This window comes from Mycolicibacterium wolinskyi, assembly GCF_002101965.1.
GTDB lineage: Bacteria > Actinomycetota > Actinomycetes > Mycobacteriales > Mycobacteriaceae > Mycobacterium > Mycobacterium wolinskyi.
In genome coordinates this window covers 94,758-113,430 of record NZ_LQQA01000009.1, presented here as the reverse complement: position 1 = coordinate 113,430, position 18,673 = coordinate 94,758, and the positions used below count along the sequence as shown (strand labels likewise).

At 64.5% G+C, this 18,673-nt stretch carries 19 protein-coding genes; 15 read left to right on the top strand and 4 right to left on the bottom strand.

Features of this window, described 5'->3' with window-relative positions; genetic code table 11:
- Genes AWC31_RS07910 through AWC31_RS07865 form a run of 10 tightly spaced genes read left to right on the top strand, consistent with a single transcriptional unit; the run spans position 1 to position 11,988 of the window.
- Entirely contained in the window at positions 1-1,176 is a 1,176-nt protein-coding gene (locus AWC31_RS07910; protein WP_085143729.1) for an OB-fold domain-containing protein, read from the top strand.
- Entirely contained in the window at positions 1,173-2,342 is a 1,170-nt protein-coding gene (locus tag AWC31_RS07905) for a thiolase C-terminal domain-containing protein (RefSeq protein WP_085143728.1), read from the top strand. The genes AWC31_RS07910 and AWC31_RS07905 overlap by 4 nt, the downstream gene beginning before the upstream one ends.
- The gene (locus tag AWC31_RS07900) at positions 2,332-3,129 is read left to right on the top strand and encodes an MlaE family ABC transporter permease (protein ID WP_085143727.1); all 798 of its coding nucleotides are present in this window, start codon (positions 2,332-2,334) and stop codon (positions 3,127-3,129) included. Before AWC31_RS07905 ends, AWC31_RS07900 begins: the two co-directional genes overlap by 11 nt.
- Before the next feature lie 3 nt (positions 3,130-3,132).
- Positions 3,133-3,990, top strand: coding sequence for an MlaE family ABC transporter permease (locus AWC31_RS07895; protein ID WP_067847678.1), 858 nt, complete (start codon positions 3,133-3,135; stop codon positions 3,988-3,990).
- Positions 3,991-4,007: 17 nt separating this feature from the next.
- A complete protein-coding gene (locus tag AWC31_RS07890) occupies positions 4,008-5,282 on the top strand; it encodes an MCE family protein (RefSeq protein WP_085143726.1) in 1,275 nt (424 codons plus the stop codon).
- Positions 5,279-6,304: an MCE family protein gene (locus AWC31_RS07885; RefSeq protein WP_085143725.1), complete on the top strand. Its 1,026-nt coding sequence runs from the start codon at positions 5,279-5,281 to the stop codon at positions 6,302-6,304. The genes AWC31_RS07890 and AWC31_RS07885 overlap by 4 nt, the downstream gene beginning before the upstream one ends.
- A complete protein-coding gene (locus tag AWC31_RS07880; protein WP_085143857.1) occupies positions 6,304-7,386 on the top strand; it encodes an MCE family protein in 1,083 nt (360 codons plus the stop codon). Before AWC31_RS07885 ends, AWC31_RS07880 begins: the two co-directional genes overlap by 1 nt.
- On the top strand, positions 7,386-8,888 hold the full coding sequence (locus AWC31_RS07875; RefSeq protein ID WP_085143724.1) for an MCE family protein: 1,503 nt from the start codon (positions 7,386-7,388) through the stop codon (positions 8,886-8,888). Before AWC31_RS07880 ends, AWC31_RS07875 begins: the two co-directional genes overlap by 1 nt.
- Positions 8,885-10,258 carry an MCE family protein gene (locus AWC31_RS07870; RefSeq protein WP_085143723.1) on the top strand — a complete coding sequence of 458 codons (1,374 nt, stop codon included), beginning with the start codon at positions 8,885-8,887 and terminating at the stop codon, positions 10,256-10,258. Before AWC31_RS07875 ends, AWC31_RS07870 begins: the two co-directional genes overlap by 4 nt.
- On the top strand, positions 10,258-11,988 hold the full coding sequence (locus AWC31_RS07865) for an MCE family protein (RefSeq protein ID WP_085143722.1): 1,731 nt from the start codon (positions 10,258-10,260) through the stop codon (positions 11,986-11,988). Before AWC31_RS07870 ends, AWC31_RS07865 begins: the two co-directional genes overlap by 1 nt.
- A 103-nt stretch (positions 11,989-12,091) precedes the next feature.
- Here the strand turns inward: AWC31_RS07865 and AWC31_RS07860 are convergent, their stop codons facing one another.
- Positions 12,092-12,601 carry an Rv2253/PknI dimerization domain-containing protein gene (locus AWC31_RS07860; protein WP_085143721.1) on the bottom strand — a complete coding sequence of 170 codons (510 nt, stop codon included), beginning with the start codon at positions 12,599-12,601 and terminating at the stop codon, positions 12,092-12,094.
- Positions 12,602-12,811: 210 nt separating this feature from the next.
- Between AWC31_RS07860 and AWC31_RS07855 the strand changes: the two genes are divergently transcribed.
- Positions 12,812-13,168: a hypothetical protein gene (locus AWC31_RS07855; protein ID WP_207626326.1), complete on the top strand. Its 357-nt coding sequence runs from the start codon at positions 12,812-12,814 to the stop codon at positions 13,166-13,168.
- Between the two features lie 84 nt (positions 13,169-13,252).
- Here the strand turns inward: AWC31_RS07855 and AWC31_RS07850 are convergent, their stop codons facing one another.
- The 3 genes from AWC31_RS07850 to AWC31_RS07840 all read right to left on the bottom strand — a co-directional run bounded on the left by AWC31_RS07850 (position 13,253) and on the right by AWC31_RS07840 (position 15,602).
- Positions 13,253-13,675, bottom strand: a complete 423-nt coding sequence (locus AWC31_RS07850) for an Rv2576c family protein (RefSeq protein ID WP_085143719.1) — start codon at positions 13,673-13,675, stop codon at positions 13,253-13,255.
- 3 nt (positions 13,676-13,678) lie between these two features.
- Positions 13,679-14,122 carry a hypothetical protein gene (locus AWC31_RS07845; protein WP_234816772.1) on the bottom strand — a complete coding sequence of 148 codons (444 nt, stop codon included), beginning with the start codon at positions 14,120-14,122 and terminating at the stop codon, positions 13,679-13,681.
- Between the two features lie 187 nt (positions 14,123-14,309).
- Entirely contained in the window at positions 14,310-15,602 is a 1,293-nt protein-coding gene (locus tag AWC31_RS07840; RefSeq protein WP_085143718.1) for a cytochrome P450, read from the bottom strand.
- Positions 15,603-15,793: 191 nt separating this feature from the next.
- Between AWC31_RS07840 and AWC31_RS07835 the strand changes: the two genes are divergently transcribed.
- The 4 genes from AWC31_RS07835 to AWC31_RS07820 all read left to right on the top strand — a co-directional run bounded on the left by AWC31_RS07835 (position 15,794) and on the right by AWC31_RS07820 (position 18,673).
- Positions 15,794-16,399, top strand: a complete 606-nt coding sequence (locus AWC31_RS07835) for a TetR/AcrR family transcriptional regulator (RefSeq protein WP_085143717.1) — start codon at positions 15,794-15,796, stop codon at positions 16,397-16,399.
- Positions 16,400-16,593: 194 nt separating this feature from the next.
- Entirely contained in the window at positions 16,594-17,322 is a 729-nt protein-coding gene (locus tag AWC31_RS07830) for a hypothetical protein (RefSeq protein ID WP_085143716.1), read from the top strand.
- Positions 17,319-18,071, top strand: coding sequence for a hypothetical protein (locus AWC31_RS07825; RefSeq protein WP_234816763.1), 753 nt, complete (start codon positions 17,319-17,321; stop codon positions 18,069-18,071). The genes AWC31_RS07830 and AWC31_RS07825 overlap by 4 nt, the downstream gene beginning before the upstream one ends.
- Before the next feature lie 2 nt (positions 18,072-18,073).
- A complete protein-coding gene (locus tag AWC31_RS07820; protein ID WP_085143715.1) occupies positions 18,074-18,673 on the top strand; it encodes a cytochrome c oxidase subunit 3 family protein in 600 nt (199 codons plus the stop codon).

Below are 18,673 nucleotides of genomic sequence, written 5' to 3'. Positions count from 1 at the left end.
ATGCCGTACATCACGTCCATCGGGACTTACCTGCCGTGCTGGGGCACCCGGCACCGGCGGTCAGCCGGCGATGACGAAGACGCCATCACCCTGGCCGTCGAGGCCGGCCGGGCGGCGTTGAGCCCGGGTGGTGCCGTCGAGCGGGTGGTGCTGGTCAGCCGTGATCTTCCGCTGGTGGAGAGCAGTAACGCGGCCGTGCTGCTCGCCGGTCTCGGCCTCGATCCGGAGCTCGAGGTGAACGAACGTCTCGGCGGTGCGCCGGCCACCCTCGACGCGGTGAGCTCGGCGCGACCGCGCACGCTGATCATCGGCGTCGACCTCGACCCGGCGGGGGCGGCGGCGATCCTCACCGCGGAGGACGGACTGCGGGTGCGGACCGCGGCACGGGTAGCGCGCAGCCTGCCGGTGCGAACCCGCAATGTGGGCGGCGTCGTGCACGATTACGGCGATCCGCGACTGCTGCACGAGCGCGGCCTGTTGACCTCACTGGCGGCGGCCTGGCTGGACACGCCGGTGCAACTGGCCGGGGTCGATCACGACAAGGCCGCGGAGTTGTGTCAGGGCACTCCGCGTCAATTACCAACTACCGGAGCAAGTTCTGGCTTATTTGCCCTCGCGTCATTGGCCGAGTCGGATACCATCGGCCCCTTGGTTGCGGTCGAGCAGGCCAGCCTGTCAGGTGTCACCGTCGCGGGTGGCACGGCACAGGTGATCCGGATGGAGCGGGAGGTGCGCCAGATGCCCGAGGGCACGGTTACTCCCGGTGCGGACCTGCAGATCTCGCTTGCGGCGTACGAGCGTGCCTTCGAAGCCAAAGTTCGTTGGGAGGCAGGGCAATACGCCGGATCGCCGGGTGATCTGGACTTCCCGCCCCGCTTCCGGGTCGGCGCGGACGGGTCGCTGAACACCGAGTACGAGCTCGTACCGCTGCCACGGACGGGGACGGTCTATACGGAGGTGACCGTCCAGATCCCGGTTCCCGGTCTGCGCACGCCGTACTCGCTCGTCATCGTCGAACTCGACGGTGTCGGCGTCCGCGCACTCGTGAAAGTCACGGGGGCCGAGCCCGGCTCGGTCGACATCGGCGACCGGGGCCGAATGGTGTTGCGTCGCATCGCCGTCCGGTCCGGCGTGCCCGACTACGGTTATGCCTTCGAGCCGGAGGCCGCGGCGTGAGGCGCGTCGCCGTCGTCGGCGCCGGGATGACGCCCTTCGCCGAGCATTTCGCACTCGGCATCAAAGACCTTTTGCCCGTGGCGTTCTCGGAGTGTGCTGCCAGTGTCGACAAGGGCATCGACCGGGACGACATCGACGCGGCGTGGTTCGGGGCGATGGGAACGACGGACGGGTTTCCGGCCGGTGTCCTCGCCGACACGCTCGGGCTGACCGACATCCCGGTCACCCACATCGAGAATTCCTGTGCCACCGGCAATGATGCGGTGCGCAACGCGTTGTACGGCATCGCGTCGGGTGCGGCGGACGTCGCGTTGGTGATGGGTGCCGACAAGCTCCGTGAGGTTGCGACCAACAGCATGCTGTGGGGCTGGGAGGCCCAGACCCGCGACATGGCGTGGGACTACCCGCTCGGGCTGGTCGCCCCGGCCGGCTTCGCCATGCATGTCCGGCGCTATCTGCACGAGTCGCCGGCCACCCGCGAACATCTCGCGATGATCGCGGTCAAGAACCACCGCAACGCGGTCGACAATCCGAAGGCGCGGTTGCGTTTCGAGATCACCGTCGAGCAGGCGCTGTCCGCCCCGATCGTGGTGAACCCGTTCGGGCTGTATGACTGTGCGCCACAGAGTGACGGTGCGGCGGCCCTGGTGCTCGCCGCCGAGGACGTCGTCGACCGGTTCACCGACCGCCCGGTGTGGGTCCGCGGCGTCGGACTCGGCCTCGACTCGGTGATGTATCCGCACAAGCCCGACATGACGACGTTTCCGGCCACCGTCCGTGCGGCCAAGCGGGCGTTCGGCATGGCCGGTCTGACACCGGGCGACATCGACGTCGCCGAGGTGCACGACTACTTCACCGGTATCGAGCTGATGAGCTACGAAGATCTCGGATTCGCCGACCGCTTCGAGGCGCACAAGCTCGTCGAGGCCGAGGTCACCAGCATGGGCGGAGCGCTACCGGTGAATACCAGCGGTGGGCTCAAGGCCAAGGGTCACCCGCCTGGTGCGACGGGGGTCGCGCAGTGCGTCGAACTGTTCGAGCAGTTGCGCGGGGAGGCGGCCAACCAGGTCGACGGGGCACGAATCGGCTTGGCCCACAACATCGGCGGACCGACAGCGGTGTCGGCGGTCACCATCTTGGAAGGACCAAACGCCAATGGCAGATAGATGGTCGATCGGCGTGCCACTGGTGCGTAACATGTCCGGGCCGATGCAGGCCGTCGGGGCCCTGTTCGCGATGTCGCTCGACGCGATCCGGTTCGCGTTCCGGCGGCCGTTCCAGGGCCGGGAGTTCCTGGACCAGTGCTGGTTTGTCGCGCGGGTTTCGATGGCGCCGACACTTCTGGTGGCGATCCCGTTCACGGTGCTCGTGTCGTTCACATTGAACATCCTCTTGCGCGAGCTCGGCGCGGCCGACCTGTCCGGCGCGGGTGCGGCATTCGGCGCCGTCACCCAGCTGGGGCCGATGGTGACGGTGCTGATCGTGGCGGGCGCCGGCGCGACCGCCATGTGCGCCGACCTGGGGTCGCGCACCATCCGCGAGGAGATCGACGCCATGGAGGTGCTCGGCATCAATCCGGTGCAGCGGTTGGTGACACCGCGGATCCTCGCCTCCGGCTTAGTCGCGTTGCTGCTGAACAGCTTGGTCGTGATCATCGGGATCTTGGGTGGCTACGTGTTCTCGGTGTTCATCCAGGATGTGAACCCGGGAGCGTTCGCGGCGGGAATCACACTGCTGACCGGCGTGCCCGAGGTGATCATCTCCTGTGTCAAGGCCGCGTTGTTCGGGCTGATCGCGGGTCTGGTCGCGTGCTATCGAGGTCTGACGATCGTCGGTGGCGGCGCGAAGGCGGTGGGCAACGCGGTCAACGAGACGGTGGTGTATGCGTTCATGGCGCTGTTCGTCATCAACGTGGTGGTCACGGCCATCGGCATCCGGATGACGGCGAGCTAGCGCATGGGAACGACGACGATTCTGCGGAGCACCTACCCGCGGCTGGCCCGGCAGTTCACCAAGCCGGTTTCGACGTTGAGCCGGGTCGGCGACCACACCCTGTTCTATGTCAAGGCGCTTGCCGGCACGCCGCACGCCGCGATCCACTACCGCAAGGAACTCGTGCGGTTGATCGCCGAGATCTCCATGGGTGCTGGCACATTGGCGATGATCGGCGGCACCGTCGTGATCGTGGGGTTCTTGACGCTCGCGACCGGTGGCGTCCTGGCGATCCAGGGTTACTCGTCGCTCGGCAACATCGGCATCGAGGCACTGACCGGCTTCCTCGCGGCATTCATCAACGTCCGGATCGCAGCCCCCGTGGTGGCCGGCATCGGCCTGGCCGCGACATTCGGTGCGGGCGTGACCGCGCAGCTCGGTGCGATGCGGATCAACGAGGAGATCGATGCGCTCGAATCGATGGCGATCCGGCCGGTCGAGTATCTCGTGAGTACGCGCATCGTGGCCGGGATGATCGCGATCACCCCGCTGTACGCGATCGCGGTGATCTTGTCGTTCCTCGCATCGCAGTTCACGACAGTGGTGCTGCTCGGCCAATCCGGTGGCCTCTACGACCACTACTTCAACACCTTCCTGAACCCGATCGACCTGTTGTGGTCGTTCCTGCAGGCGGTGCTGATGGCTCTCACAATTCTTCTGATACATACCTATTTCGGGTACTTCGCCTCGGGCGGACCCTCCGGTGTGGGCGTGGCCGTGGGTAACGCGGTGCGCACGTCGCTGATCGTCGTGGTGTCGGTGACGCTTCTGGTGTCACTGTCGGTGTACGGCTCCAACGGAAACTTCAACCTGAGCGGCTAGCGGGCAGGGAGAACACAGTGACACGTAACATCGGCCCGGGCCCGGCCCACCGGTCCGAAACCACCAGCGCGGCAGCGCCGGTCGCGGCGCGGCCCGGCCGCAGCTTCGGAGCGAGCGGTTACGCCCGTCCGCTGGCAGGTCTGGGCACGGTTCTCGTGGTCGGCCTGATCATCGCTCTGGCGGTCGCCCTTTTCCGCGGGAGCTTCACCAAAACCGAACCCATCACCGTGATCTCGGATCGTGCCGGTCTGGTGATGAACCCGGACGCCAAGGTCAAGATGCGCGGCGTGCAGGTGGGCACGGTGTCCTCTATCGAGTCGTTGCCGGACGGCCGGGCGGCGCTGCACCTGGAGATGAATCCGTCGCAGTTGCGCCTGATACCGGGAAACGTCCAGGCCGACATCGCGTCGTCGACCGTATTCGGTGCGAAGTTCGTCAATCTCGTCGCACCCGAGAATCCGTCCGGGACCATGCAGCCGGGGCAGGTGCTTGAGGGCCAGCACGTCACCGTCGAGATCAACACGGTGTTTCAACAGCTCACCCGGGTGTTGGACAAGATCGACCCGGTCAAACTGAACGAGACTCTCGGCGCCATGTCGGCCGCATTCTCCGGACGCGGCGAACAGATGGGGCAGACCCTGACGGATTTCGAGGCCCTGCTGGAGAAACTCGAACCGAGCCTGCCGAACCTGAGCCGTGACATCGAATCGATGGCGGCGGTGTCCAACGCCTACGGCGACGCCGCACCCGATCTGCTCAAGACCGTCGACAACACGAACCGCATCAGCGACAGCATCGTGGCCGAGCAGCAGAACCTCGATACGTTCCTCGTCAGTTCGATCGGCCTGGCCGACGTCGGCAACGACGTCGTCGGCAGCAACCGGCAGGCGTTGAGTACTGTGCTGGATCTGTTGGTGCCCACCACCAATCTGCTCAATGAGTACGCACCCGGGCTCAACTGTGCCCTTGAGGGCATGGTGGTGGCGAAAAACCAGCCGCCTGCTCCCGATCCCGGTGTGCTCGTCAACGTCGCGTTCACGCTCGGAATCGAGCGTTACCGCTACCCGTCGAATCTGCCCAAGGTGGCGGCCAAAGGCGGGCCACACTGCATGGGCCTGCCCAACGTCGGCTTCGGCAACAAGGCCAAGTACCTCGTCACCGACACCGACGCCAACCCGTGGCAATACGGCAATCAGGGCATCCTGCTGAACTCCGACGGCCTCAAGCAGCTGCTGTTCGGTCCGCTGGACGGTCCGCCGCGTAACACCACACAGATCGGACAGCCCGGATGAGCCGCATCGCAAGCACGTTCATCAAGTTCGGGGTGTTCGCCACGGTCATGGCGGTGCTCACCGCGTTCCTGTTCATGACGTTCTCCGAGTACCGCGGCGGCTCCTACTCGAGTTACTCGGCGGTGTTCGGTGACGCATCGCGGCTGAAGGCCGGTGATTCGGTGCGAGTGGCCGGTGTTCGGGTCGGCACTGTCAAAGGTGTCTCGCTGCAATCGGACAAGTCCGTCTTGGTCGAATTCGACGCCGACCGCAACATCGCACTGACGACCGGTACGAAGGCCGCAGTGCGCTATCTGAACCTGGTCGGCGACCGTTACCTCGAACTGATCGACGGCCCAGGATCGACCAGGCTGCTTCCCGCCGGATCGCAGATCCCCAAGGACCGCACCGCAAGCGCGCTCGACCTCGATCTGCTGCTGGGCGGCCTGCGGCCGGTGATCCAAGGACTCAACCCGCAGGATGTCAATGCGTTGACGTCCTCGTTGATCCAGATCCTCCAGGGCCAGGGCAACACCCTTGACTCGCTGCTCTCCAAGACGTCCTCGTTCTCGAACACGTTGGCGGACAACGATCAAGTGATCCAGCAGCTGATCGACAGCCTCAACACCGTGGTCGAAACGATCGCCAAGGACGGCGAAAAGTTCGACGGAACCGTCGACCGCCTCGAGCAACTGATCAGTGGCTTGTCGCAGGATCGGGATCCGATCGGGACCGCGATCACGGCCCTGGACAACGGAACCGCATCGATCGCAAGCCTGCTGACCGAAGCCCGACCGCCGCTCAAGGGCACGATCGCCGAACTCAACCGAACGGCAACGCTGCTCGACGACCATCAGATCGTGCTGGACCGGGGGTTGCAGAAAGCCCCAGACAACTTCCGCAAGCTCGCCCGGCTGGGCTCCTACGGCAGCTGGATCATGTACTACGTCTGCGGTATCTCGCTTCGCGTCACCGATCTGCAGGGCCGGACCGCGGTCTTCCCCATGATCAAACAAGAAGGCGGGAGGTGCGCGGAGCCCTGATGCTCAAGTACCGCGAATCGAATCTGATCAAGGCCGGTTTCATCGGCGTCGTGCTGATGATTCTCGTCATCGCCGTCGGGCTGCAACCCGAGCGGTTGGTGCAGTGGGCCACCTCCGTCCGCCACCAGGCGTTGTTCACCGAGGCCGGCGGCATCGCCGTCGGCAACGACGTCACGCTGTCCGGCATCAAGATCGGCTCTGTCACCGGTGTGTCCCTGGAGAACGGCGACGCGCTCGTCACGTTCACCACCGAGGGCAGGTATCCGCTGGGATCGCTGACCACAGCGCACATCCGGACCGGGTCGCTGCTCGGTGAGCGTGTGCTCACGCTCGAATCGGATGGCAATGGAACGCTCCGAAGCACCGATGTGATCCCGACATCTCGGACGTCTTCGCCGTATTCGCTCACTGATGCGGTGAGCGACTTGACCACGAACACGGCGGGCACCGATACGGCGTCGTTGAACCAGTCCCTGGACACGCTCTCGGCGACTATCGATCAACTCGCGCCCAGGCTCGGGCCGACGTTCGACGGGCTGAGCCGACTGTCGCGTTCGATCAACGGCCGCAACGAGAGCCTGGCCGATCTGCTGAAGAGCGCCAGCGACGTAACCGTCGTGCTGTCGCAGCGCAGTCAGCAGCTGAACACGTTGATCCTCAACGCCAATGACTTGCTCGGGGTGCTGAACGACCGACGTGAGGCGATCGTCGACCTCCTGGCCAACACGGCCGCGGTCTCGGAACAGCTCACCGGACTCGTCGCCGACAACGAAGCGCAGCTGGCACCGACACTGAAGCGGCTCAACTCGGTCACCGCGATGCTCGAACGCAACCGGGACAACATCACAAAGGCTTTGCCCGACATGAAGAAGTTCCAGCTGAGTCAGGCCGAGACTCTGGCCAACGGTCCGTACTACAACGCCTACGTGCCCAACCTGCAACCCGCGCAGCTGCTGCAGCCGTTCTTCGACTACGCATTGGGATTCCGGCGCGGGGAGAACGCGGGCCAGCCGCCGGACAATGCCGGGCCGCGCGCTGAATTGCCATTGCCCTACAACGGGATTCCGGGAGGTTCGCGCTGATGACCCGCACACGACTGGCGAAGTGGTTGGCCGTGGCGTTGGCGGCGCTGCTTCTTGTCGGTGCGGTGGTGCTGGTCCGTCAGATGTACTTCGCGCCGAAGACCATCTCGGCGTTGTTCACCTCCGCGACCGGTGTCTACCCGGGTGATGACGTGCGTGTCTCCGGGGTCAAGGTCGGCAGAATCGAGTCGATCAATCCGGAGGGCACCCATACCAGGGTGACCCTCAAGGTCGATCACGATGTGCCGATCCCGGCCGACGCCAAGGCGGTGATCGTCGCGCAGAACCTCGTTGCCGCACGCTATGTGCAGCTGGCACCGGCTTATCGGTCGGAAGGGCCGACGCTGCCCGACGACGCGGTGATCGGCCTGGACCGCACCGCGATTCCGGTCGAGTGGGATCAGGTCAAGGAACAGTTGATGCGCCTGGCCACCGATCTCGGACCGCAGAGCGGGGTCGATGGCACCTCGGTGTCGCGGTTCATCGACAGAACCGCCAACGCGATGGCAGGCAACGGTGACAAGCTTCGCGAGACCATCTCGCAGTTGTCCGGGGTGGCCCGCGTTCTGGCTGAGGGCAGCGGCAACATCGTCGACATCATCAAGAACCTGCAGACGTTCGTCACCGCGCTGCGCGACAGCAATGAGCAGGTGGTGTCGTTCCAGGACCGGTTTGCGACGCTGACGAGCGTGGTCGATGGCAGCCGGTCAGACCTCGATGCGGCGTTGACGAACTTGTCGGTGGCCGTCGGCGAGGTGCAGCGGTTTGTCGCTGGATCGCGCGATCAGACCTCCGAGCAGGTGCAGAGATTGGCCAATGTCACCCAGATTCTGGTGGACAACAAGCTGAACATCGAGAATCTCCTGCACATCGCACCCAACGCGTTCATGAACGGGTACAACATCTACAACCCGGACACCGGAAGTGCTGTGGGCCAGTTCGTGTTCCACAATTTCTCCAACCCGTTGGACTTCATCTGCGGTTCGATCGGTGCGATCGAGAACACCACGGCACCGGAAACAGCGAAGCTCTGCGCGCAGTACCTGGGCCCGGCGTTACGTCTGTTGAACTTCAACTATCTGCCGTTTCCCATTGCGCCCTACCTCATGCCGTCGGCCAATCCGGAGAACATCGTCTACTCGGAACCGGGTCTGGCGCCAGGTGGCGTGGGTGGGTCGCCCGAACCGCCGGAACAAGCCCCATCGATCTCGGCATACAACCCGGGGCCGCCGCCGCCGGCTCCGTACACCGGACGGCCGCCGGGCACGCCGCCGCCAGGTGCCCAACAGATGCTTCCGGGTGGCGGGTACGCACCGCCCAACATGCCGAACACCGTGTCGGACATGCTGAATCCGGCGAGCGTGGAACCCGGCCCATCACCTGGGCCGCCACCTGGCCCGCTTGCCGCTGAGGCTCCTGCTCCTCCCGGACCGCCGCCGAATCCGGCTCTGCCCGCGGAAGCACCTGCACCACAGCCCGCAGAAGGGACGCCACCAGCATGATGAGGGGTAAGCCGCTGCGGTTGGCGATCGCGGTCGGGTCCTGCGTTGCGGTCACGACCAGTGGTTGCGCGTTTCAGGGTGTCAATTCCCTGCCTCTGCCGGGCGCCGTCGGGCGGGGTTCTGAGGCCAGCGTCTACCACGTCGAGATCGCGAACGTGGCCACTCTGGAACCGAATTCGCCGGTGATGATGAACGACGTCGTGGTCGGCAGCATACGTACGCTCGCGGTCAAGGACTGGCACGCCGACGTGGAGTTTTCGGTGCAACCCGGTGTCGTGGTGCCGGCCAATGCCGTCGCGAGCATCGGCCAGACGAGCCTGCTGGGCTCGATGCACCTGGCGATCAACCCACCGGCCGGCGAAGCCCCGAGCGGATCACTGCCACCCGGAGGGACGATCCCACTCAACAACGCATCGACCTATCCGACCACCGAACAGACTCTTTCCTCGCTCGCGGCCGTCGTGAACGGCGGCGGGCTCGGACAGATCGGTGATGTGATCCACAACTTCAGTGCCGCGCTCAACGGGCGCGAAGCTGACTTCCGCGACCTGATCACGCGCCTGGACACGTTCGTCGGCACGCTGGATGCCCAGCGCGACAACATCGTTGCGTCCATCCACGCACTGAATCGGTTGTCGTCGACCTTCGCCGCACAGCGGGACGTCATCACCCGCGCGCTGGAGAAGATCCCGCCGGCACTGGACGTGTTGATAAAGGAACGCCCCAGGTTCACCACCGCCCTACAGAAGCTGGGCACGTTCAGTAACACCGCCACCCAGCTCGTCAACGAGTCACAGGCCGATCTGGTGACCAACCTGCGCAACATGGAGCCCGCACTCAAGGCGCTCGCGGACGTGGGACCCGAACTTGCCGGGGTACTTGAGTACGCCACGCATTTCCCGTTCACCCAGAGCTTCCTGGACCGCGTGATCCGCGGCGATTATTACAACCTGTTCGCGACCATCGATCTCACCATTCCGCGGCTCAAGCGCAGCCTGATGCTGGGTACCCGGTGGGAACAGGAAGACGCACAACTGGTTCCGACCTACGGTGACCCGCCTTATCTGAACTACACCTACGATCCGCTCAAGACCGGGGTTAACCCGCCGCCGCCGGACGCATTCCCGCCCGCGCCGGAAGCACCGCCCGGAGCGGCGCCCCCGCCGGCTTTCGCGGGCCCCGTCCTTCCTGTGACGCCTCCTGCACCGCTCACGATGCCGGGCAACACCGTCCAGCAGAATGCTCCCGCACCGGCGCCTGAGTCGCCCATCTTCGCGGGACCCTATGCGGCCCAAGCGCCCTCGTCAGCGCCCCCACCAGTAACCGAGCCGGTATCGCCGGTTCCACCGGCGACAGGGAGTGGCGGATAATGCTCACACGTTTCGTCCGAACCCAGCTGATCCTCTTCACGATCGCCTCGATCGTCGGCGTGGCGGTAATGCTGTTCGCGTACATGCAGGTGCCGACGCTGCTGGGCGTGGGTCGCATCACCGTGAAGGTGGAACTGCCCGCCACCGGAGGCCTCTACCAGTTCAGCAATGTGACCTATCGCGGCTCACAGATCGGCAAGGTCACATCGGTGGACCTCACGGAGAAGGGGGCCGAGGCAACGTTGTCTCTGGATCGCTCGCCGAAGGTCCCCGCCGATCTCGAAGCACAGGTGCGGAGCATGTCAGCGGTGGGTGAGCAGTATGTGGAGTTGCTGCCACGCACTGATGCGGGGCCGTATCTTGAGAACGGGTCGGTGATCGCGATGGCGAACACCAGTGTGCCGCAACAGGTCGGTCCGATGCTGGATCAGCTGAGTGCGCTGGTGGACACGATTCCCAAGGACAAACTGAGCCAGTTGTTGGACGAGTCGTACAACGCGTTCAACGGCACCGGCTATGACTTCGGTTCGCTGCTGGACTCGGCGTCGACGATCACCAAGGACGCCAACGCGATCTCGGATCAGACGCGCGCGCTGATCGACGATTCGGGCCCCTTCCTCGACGCTCAGGCTCAGACGACGGACTCCATCCGGACGTGGGCGGCGAGCTTGGCCGGCATCACCGGCCAGGTCTCCGAGAACGATCCGGAGGTCCGGTCGCTGTTGCGCAACGGCCCGGGCTTCGCTCAGGAGACCGCGAAGCTGCTCGAACAGATCAAACCGACATTGCCGGTCCTTCTGGCGAATCTGACCACCTTCGGTCAGATCGGCGTCACTTACAACCCGTCGCTCGAGCAGTTGCTGGTCTTGCTGCCGCCGTATGTGGCGCAGATCCAGACGTACCTGCCGATCAACAATCCGACGGGTCTGCCCAATGGCGAGTTCTCTCTCGGACTTGGTGATCCGCCGTCGTGTACGGTCGGGTTTCTGCCACCGTCGTCGTGGCGGTCCCCGGCCGATACCACCATCATCGACACACCGGACAATCTCTACTGCAAGCTGCCCCAGGACTCCCCGATCGCAGTGCGCGGCGCACGGAACTACCCCTGCATGGGCCATCCCGGCAAGCGCGCCCCGACGGTCGAATTGTGCAACGACCCCGTCGGATACCAACCGCTCGCGCAGCGCCAGCATGCGACGGGTCCGTACCCGCTCGACCCGAACCTGATTTCCCAGGGCGTGCCTCCGGATTCGCGCGTGCGGCCGGATGCCAACATCTTCGGGCCGCTACAGGGCACTCCGTTGCCACCGGGGGTGACTGCACCGCCGCCGGAAATTCAGCAGCCGCCGCAGCCGCCGCCGGACTTCTCGGGAACGGGACCGGGGCCGTTGCTGCCGGGGCAACCGCTCTACCTGGAGCCACCGGTACCGGGCCAACCGCCCGCGCCCATTCGGAACCCAGAAGCGGTGCCGTTGCCGCCTGCCGACGTGCCCCAGCTGGGGGTGCCGCACGGCACCGGAGCACCACCGGGACCGACAGATGTTTCCCCGGGAGTCGTACCTCAAGCGGCGCCGAGCGCCTTCAACGGTGCCGACAAGTCGGGGCCTTCGGTGGCCTTCGCCAAGTACAACCCGCGGACGGGGGAGTACATGGGCCCTGACGGAAAGCTGTACCAGCAGGCGAGTCTCGTGACGACGCCGAAGTCGTGGCAAGACCTGATGCCGACGTAGCCGCGAGCGGCAGAAGAACGGAGAAAAGCCACGGCAACCCGTGGCTTTTCTTCGTGTTGTCTTCGGTTTTCGCTTCGCCTGGTGCTTGGTCCGGCGGTCAGGCCTAGATGGGCTTCATGTAGAAGGGCATGCGGATGGCCGGCCACTGGTTGCGTCCGCACGAGCCGCTCGGCCCAGTGGTCTGATCTTCTCCGGTGTATTCGGTGGCATTGACGTCGTAGCGACCATCCCAGCCGACCGGATAAATCTTGATGATCTTCAGGCCTTCGACAGGTGTGCCGTCGGCACAGAACCGCCAATTGGGCACCCGACGCTTGACGTAATACAGCCCGTTCGTCGTATAGATCGGCGCCGTCCACCCCTCGTCGCTGTTCACCGTCCCGGTGCACTCGGTGGGGGAGATGCACTGGGTGCTGATGGTCCAGGTGCTGCGCGTAGATGGTTGATCTTCATACCGCTCGTTGACTTTCGCCCAGTCCCCATTGGAGGAGGTGGCGAACGTGCCGTTGATGCCCCACTGCTCGGTGGCGCCGGCGGGGCCGGCGCAGCTCAGACCGACCATTGCCAGGCCCGCAAGAATTGCTGCGCTGGCGTGCGCCTTGGACGCCGACATGTAGCTTCTCCTTCTGGCCACCGGCATTGCCATTCTCAATAGCGGAGAATATCACTATCGCCTGGCTGTTGGACCGAAATCAGCCTGATCAGGCCGGGTATCAAGCATTCTCGAAGCGACTTTCATAGTGAAATTCTCGGAAATGGAGAGTTTCGTTACCGCCTGTGCGAAAGTAGTGACGTGCGTGTGACCGTGCTGGCGGCCACTTCGATGATTGTGGCCGGATTGTTGAGTGCTCCGCAGGCGAATGCGGGACCGCAGACATGCAACGACGCCTTCTGCGTACCTGGGATCAACCCGAACGCGATCCTGGGCGCGCCGTGCGGCAACACGTCCTACTACGTGTTCGGTGTCGATGCCCGAAACAACTGGGGCAGGCTGGTCTTCTGCGGATCACCGCGCCGCTACGAGCCGAGGTGGTTCCGTTCTCCGCCGATGGCGGGCATTCGTGACGAGAACAGCTTGTGCCTGGACCAGCAATACATGGTGGCCCAAGCGCCCGACGGGTTGTTCCTGAGTTGCGTGCCGATGAACGGTGAGAGCCGCTGGCGCCGCGGTGATGCCTGAGACGCATCACGAGTAAACGCCTGAGGCGGAACGAGCGCACCTCGGGCGCCTGGACATTGCGACTTCGACGCGGCCTCGCAGCGGCTACCAATTACGGATCGAGCACAGGGCGCCCTTCGGGCCGCTGTTGGTCTTGACGACGACTCCGTCGACTGCGAGTTCGCAATTGAATCCCGGCGTCGGGAAACCCGGTGATTCCCCGCTTTGCACCAACACCATCGCCCAGAGGTCCGGATTCGCCAGATTGGTCTCCAGTACCCACGGCTTGTCTGGCGCGATGTCAACGTCGGCGCGCGGGCTGAACTGGTACGGATTGTGGCTGTAGTCCGAGAATATGGCCGGTTCGGTGTCGCGGTAGTAGATGTGGGCCCAGAACGGGGCGTTCGCGGTCACCGTGTAGCGCACGTGGTGCAGCGGCGGCTCGGCGAATCCCGGTGCAGCCGTGGCGATTGCGCCTGCCACGAGCGTCGTGGCCGTTGTGATTGTCAGGCTCGTCAGGTAGCGCATCGATCACATCCTCGTCAGGGTGAACGGGTAAGTGAACGAACCCCCAGGCGCGCCGTCACATCCCGCGGCGAACGACGAAACCATCTGGCCGGCGAGCGTATTCGCGTCCCAGGTGTAGACGTCATGGGTCGGAATCGTGGGTCCGTAGTAGATGTCGCCACACCGCAGGCCGAACGGGTCGTCGATCGTCATGGTGTACCGACCGTCCACCAGGTTCGCATCGGCATTGATGTAGGCGGCCTTGGCGATGGGCTGCGGGATGGTGAGGATGGTGATGCAATCGCGGCGCTTGGAGTTGTCCGGGCCCGTGCACGGCGTGATCGCCGACCAGACCCAGGTGTGGAAGTCGCGGCGATCGGGCATGTGGAGGTTGTAGTTGCCGAAATACATGGCCTGCGACGGCGGTGCCAGTGCCATCGCTGTTCCCAACCCGAGGACGACGGTCATCGCAACGCGTATCAAGCTGGATTTCACAGGCACCTCCACGGGCTCGGCACTGCTGGGCTGACTATAGAACGGGATCAGCCTCCGCCGTGCCGAAACCGGAATCTCGTCATCACCAAGCGAGATTGTCATTCTCGCAATCGGAGAATACATCGGCGTGGCGAGATCCCGGGCCGGTGGCTTCCGCGTTTCAGCGAACCTGATCGAACGTGATGTGCAGGTCGGTGAGGCCGCGGAGGATGAAGGTCGGCTCGTACGTGTAGCGACGGTCGTCGGCCGGACCGTGGTACTCCTCGTCGATCGAGATGTCGGCCATGCGGTCGAGGATGCGTTCGATCGAAACCCGGCCCTCGACCCGGGCCAGGGGTCCGCCCGGGCAGCTGTGTACACCGCGGCCGAAGGCGATGTGCTCCCGGACGTTCTTGCGATCCAGGCTGAAGGTGTGCGGGTCCTCAAAGCGGACGGGGTCACGGTTGACCGCGCCGGGGCACACCATCAACGTCGTCCCGGCAGGCACGTCGACCCCGCCGAGTTGGGTGTGCTTCTTGGCCAGCCGGAACTGGCTTTTGACCGGGGCATCCATCCTTAAGGCCTCCTCGACGAACGTCGGGATGCGGCTGCGGTCCTGCCGCAGGGCCTCCTGGACGTCGGGGCGGTCGCCGAGCACCCGCAGCGACGCCGACAGCAGTTTGGTCGTGGTCTCCTGACCGGCCGCGAAGAGGAATGTCGCAGACCGAACGACCTCGATTACGGGCGGTACGGAACCGTCCGGGTAGTTCGCCGTGGCGAGTGCGGTGAGCACGTCGTCGCGGGGTGTCTTCCGACGGTCCTCGAGGTAACCGATGAACTTCTCGTCTAGCCATTCCAACGGGTTGCTCGACACGAGGTCGCCGTCGAGGGAACCGACCTGAGCCCCGGGCCGGGGCGCGCCCAGCACCGCGCGGAACTCCTCGTGATCTTCCTCCGGGACGCCCAGCATGTCGGCGATCACCAGCAGCGAGAAGGGCTTTGCGTAGGCGCTGAGGAATTCACACTTGCCGTCGGCGATGAAGTCGTCGAGACACTGGTCGGCCAGTCGCCACATGAAGTCCTCGTTCTCCTTCAACCGCCGCGGTGTGAGCAGCCGATTGAGCAGGGAGCGGGCGTTGGTGTGGTCGGGCGGATCCATCGTCACCATGTGTTCGAACATCGGCATCTGTGGGCGATGCTCGGCGATCTGCTCGGTGATGTCGTCGCCCTCGGGGGTGAAAGGCAGCGGTGGGAAGGGGCCGGCCACCGCGATGCAGGACGAGAACGTGTCGGTGTCCTTGAGTACGTGGGTGGCTTCTTCGAAGCTGGTGATCGCGAGGACACCGTAGTTGGGCTCGCGCACCACGGGGCATTTGCTGCGCAGATGGTCGAAGTACGGATGTGGATCGGGCACCAACGACGGGTCGGTGAAGTAATCGATCGAGTCGTAGTCGGGCGTCGCGGCCTCGGTCATGATGCACTGCCTCCGAATTCAATATGCGCTGCGGCGTTTTCGCGGCGGGCTGCACCGCGCGAACGGAAAAACACGAAAAGTGCTGAGCACCTGCTTAGCATGGCGCTAGAGTCGTGGTCAAGATCACTCGGCGCGCCGAAGTTACGATCTGGCTGAGGCATCGTTCGAGTTGCGAGGAGAGGGGCCGGGGTATGGCATCGGCGCGAAGGATCGGGGCGCCGGACGCGAAGAACCGCATCGTCCTGCTCGACGCCGCCGAGAAGTTGATGATCGAAGAGGGCTATGCCGCGGTGACGTCGCGCCGCGTCGCCGAGCACGCCGGTCTCAAGCCCCAGCTGGTGCACTACTACTTCCGGACGATGGACGACCTGTTCCTCGCAGTGTTCCGCAGGCGTGCCGAGGAGGGCCTCGTCGAACAGGCGCGCGCACTGGATTCGGCGCAACCGCTGTGGGCGTTGTGGCGGTTCGGCACCGACCCTGGCGCCACGCGTCTGACGATGGAGATCATGGGTCTGGCCAATCATCGGAAGGCGCTGCGCACCGAGATCGCGCACTACGCCGAGAAATTCCGCGTGGAGCAGACCAAGGCGATGACGGCTGCGCTTCGGCGGTACGGCGTCGACTCCTCCGACGTGCCGCCTATCGTCTGGACGATCTTCGCGACGAGCGTCTCGCGCGTGATGGTCATGGAGCAGGCCCTGGGCATGTCCGCCGGTCACGCCGAGGTCCTGGAGTTCTGCGAAAGCTGGCTGCGCCGCCTGGAGGGCGAACCGCAGCCGATCGAAGTGTCTGCCTGAGCCGCTCATCCCGCCGGCGCGGCAGCGTGCGGAAACATCATTTTCGTATTGTAGAACGTCATTTCCGTACGGCGTTACGGTAAGGCCGATTTTTATCCGCCGAGACGTTGACTCCCGGGTAGCCGTGCGGCTACGGTCGCCGAGAGTAGCCGATCGGCTAGGGTCCTGCCGACGCGAAGGGACGTGGTGCACCGATGAACACCACCGCGCAGCGAATCAGCCTGTGGATCACCCCGTTCTTCGGTGGTGTCCTGCTCATCGCGGTCCTCGCCTTTCCTGGCTTCTGGCCCCCGATGTCGCCGCAACTGACCGCCGAGCAGGTCGCCGAGTTCTACCGGCAGAACAGCACGATGATCCGGTTCAGCATGATCACGCTCAACCTGTGCGCCATCATGCTGGTCCCGTTCTTCATGGTGATCGTGGTGCAGATGAAGCGGATGGCGACGCCGAGCACGGTGCTGGCCTACAGCTATCTGGCCGCGGTCTCCACCGGTGCCACCATGTTTGCGATCGCCGACATCTTCTGGCTCGTCGCCGCATTCCGGCCGGAGCGGGATCCGCAACTGACCATGCTGCTCAACGATTTCGCCTGGTTCGTATTCGTCGCGCCGGTCGGATTCGTCGTCGTCTCCAATCTCATTCTGGCGCTGGCGGTCTGGCTCGATTCCCGGCCTGAGCCGGTGTTCGCCCGGTGGGTGGTCGTTGTCAATCTCGTTGCGGCGGCTGCGATGACGCCCGCAGTCGGCTCGGTGATCGTGCAGTCCGGTCCGTTCGCCTGGGACGGAGTGGTCTCGTTCTGGCTGCGGTGGGGCGCGTTCGTCGTCTATCTGGTGCTGATGTTCGTCGCCGTGCACGGCGCGATCCGCCGACAGCGTGCCGAGGAAACCTTGCCGGACAAGGCATCCGCGGTGGTTGCGTCGTGAGTGCCACGCTGGCGCTGTCCACCGGGAACGCCCGCTCGGACCGGGCCGACCGGCCCAAGCTCGACCTGTGGATCTGCTGGTGGACACTGCCGGTGTTCTACAACCTGTTCGGGCTCATCTTCTGCGTCCTCACCCGCGTGATGCCGCCCCCGCGGCCCGACATCGGCCCGGATCAGATCGCCGGCTTCTTCGATGACCATTCGCTGACGATCCGGATCGGCTTTGCGCTGTTGATGTTCCTCATCGGATTCACCGGCGTGGCCAACGGCCTCATCGCCTATCAGATCAAACGGATGTCGGTCGCACCGGTCTTCGCCTACGGCTACATTGCCGCGCTCGTCGTCGGAGCGGTACCCGGGTGCCTGATCCCCGCGTTCGCATTCCTTGTGGCGGCGTTCCGGCCGGATCGCGACCCGCAGATCATCGCGATGCTCTACGACTTGGCACTGCTGTCCTTCGTTGGGTCGCTCGGCTGCTTCGCCACGCAGAACATGGTGCTCGCCCTGGCGATCTTCTCAGACCGCAACGGGATCTTCCCGAAGTGGTTCGGCTACATGTGCATCTGGATGATCGTGACCGAGATCCTGGCCGGCCCGGTGTTCATCTTCAAGGCCGGACCGCTGGCGTGGAACGGCTCGATCAGCTTCTGGATGGGCACCGCGGTGTTCGTGCTCTGGGAGATCTGCATCATCCGGTTGCTCTACTCCGCGATCAAGACCCAGCCCGTCGATGAACAGGTTCAGGACTAGCCATGACGGACACCCAAACGCCCGAACTGCACCAACAGTCGACGGGCACCCGTACGCCACATGTGCCGGGCGGCAAGGACATCTGGGTCTTCGTCCTCGGCGACCTCGTGATCTTCTCGGGCTACCTCGTCGTCTTCATGGTTTACCGGGCCCAGCATCCCGAGCTCTTCCTGCAATCCCAGCAGCATCTCGATCTCACCGTCGGCGCCGTCAACACCCTTGTGCTGCTGACCAGTTCATGGTTTGTTGCGCGCAGTGTGATGGCCGCCCGCGACGGCGACATCGCCCGTGCGACACGCCTCACGGTCTACTGCGGTCTGTGCGGCGTGTTGTTCCTGGCGGTCAAGGCCTTCGAGTGGTCGACGAAGATCGCCGAGGGATATACGTTCCCCAGCAACGACTTCTTCATGTTCTATTACCTGCTGACCGGAATCCATGGTTTCCATGTGGCGCTCGGCCTGGTGTTCCTCGGGGTCAGCTGGTATCAGCTGCGAACCTCGGCGCGCAATCGGATGTCGGTGATCGAGACCGGCGCGACCTACTGGCACATGGTCGATCTGCTGTGGGTCGTCATCTTCGCGCTCGTCTACGTAATGAGGTGA

Bases quoted from the DNA above. Each gene is read 5' to 3' on its own strand.
- AWC31_RS07910 (WP_085143729.1), top strand. From the start codon at position 1: ATGCCGTACATCACGTCCATCGGGACTTACCTGCCGTGCTGGGGCACC.
- AWC31_RS07900 (WP_085143727.1), top strand. From the start codon at position 2,332: ATGGCAGATAGATGGTCGATCGGCGTGCCACTGGTGCGTAACATGTCC.
- AWC31_RS07895 (WP_067847678.1), top strand. From the start codon at position 3,133: ATGGGAACGACGACGATTCTGCGGAGCACCTACCCGCGGCTGGCCCGG.
- AWC31_RS07885 (WP_085143725.1), top strand. From the start codon at position 5,279: ATGAGCCGCATCGCAAGCACGTTCATCAAGTTCGGGGTGTTCGCCACG.
- AWC31_RS07880 (WP_085143857.1), top strand. From the start codon at position 6,304: ATGCTCAAGTACCGCGAATCGAATCTGATCAAGGCCGGTTTCATCGGC.
- AWC31_RS07875 (WP_085143724.1), top strand. From the start codon at position 7,386: ATGACCCGCACACGACTGGCGAAGTGGTTGGCCGTGGCGTTGGCGGCG.
- AWC31_RS07870 (WP_085143723.1), top strand. From the start codon at position 8,885: ATGATGAGGGGTAAGCCGCTGCGGTTGGCGATCGCGGTCGGGTCCTGC.
- AWC31_RS07865 (WP_085143722.1), top strand. From the start codon at position 10,258: ATGCTCACACGTTTCGTCCGAACCCAGCTGATCCTCTTCACGATCGCC.
- AWC31_RS07860 (WP_085143721.1), bottom strand. From the start codon at position 12,601: ATGTCGGCGTCCAAGGCGCACGCCAGCGCAGCAATTCTTGCGGGCCTG.
- AWC31_RS07855 (WP_207626326.1), top strand. From the start codon at position 12,812: ATGATTGTGGCCGGATTGTTGAGTGCTCCGCAGGCGAATGCGGGACCG.
- AWC31_RS07850 (WP_085143719.1), bottom strand. From the start codon at position 13,675: ATGCGCTACCTGACGAGCCTGACAATCACAACGGCCACGACGCTCGTG.
- AWC31_RS07845 (WP_234816772.1), bottom strand. From the start codon at position 14,122: ATGACCGTCGTCCTCGGGTTGGGAACAGCGATGGCACTGGCACCGCCG.
- AWC31_RS07840 (WP_085143718.1), bottom strand. From the start codon at position 15,602: ATGACCGAGGCCGCGACGCCCGACTACGACTCGATCGATTACTTCACC.
- AWC31_RS07835 (WP_085143717.1), top strand. From the start codon at position 15,794: ATGGCATCGGCGCGAAGGATCGGGGCGCCGGACGCGAAGAACCGCATC.
- AWC31_RS07830 (WP_085143716.1), top strand. From the start codon at position 16,594: ATGAACACCACCGCGCAGCGAATCAGCCTGTGGATCACCCCGTTCTTC.
- AWC31_RS07820 (WP_085143715.1), top strand. From the start codon at position 18,074: ATGACGGACACCCAAACGCCCGAACTGCACCAACAGTCGACGGGCACC.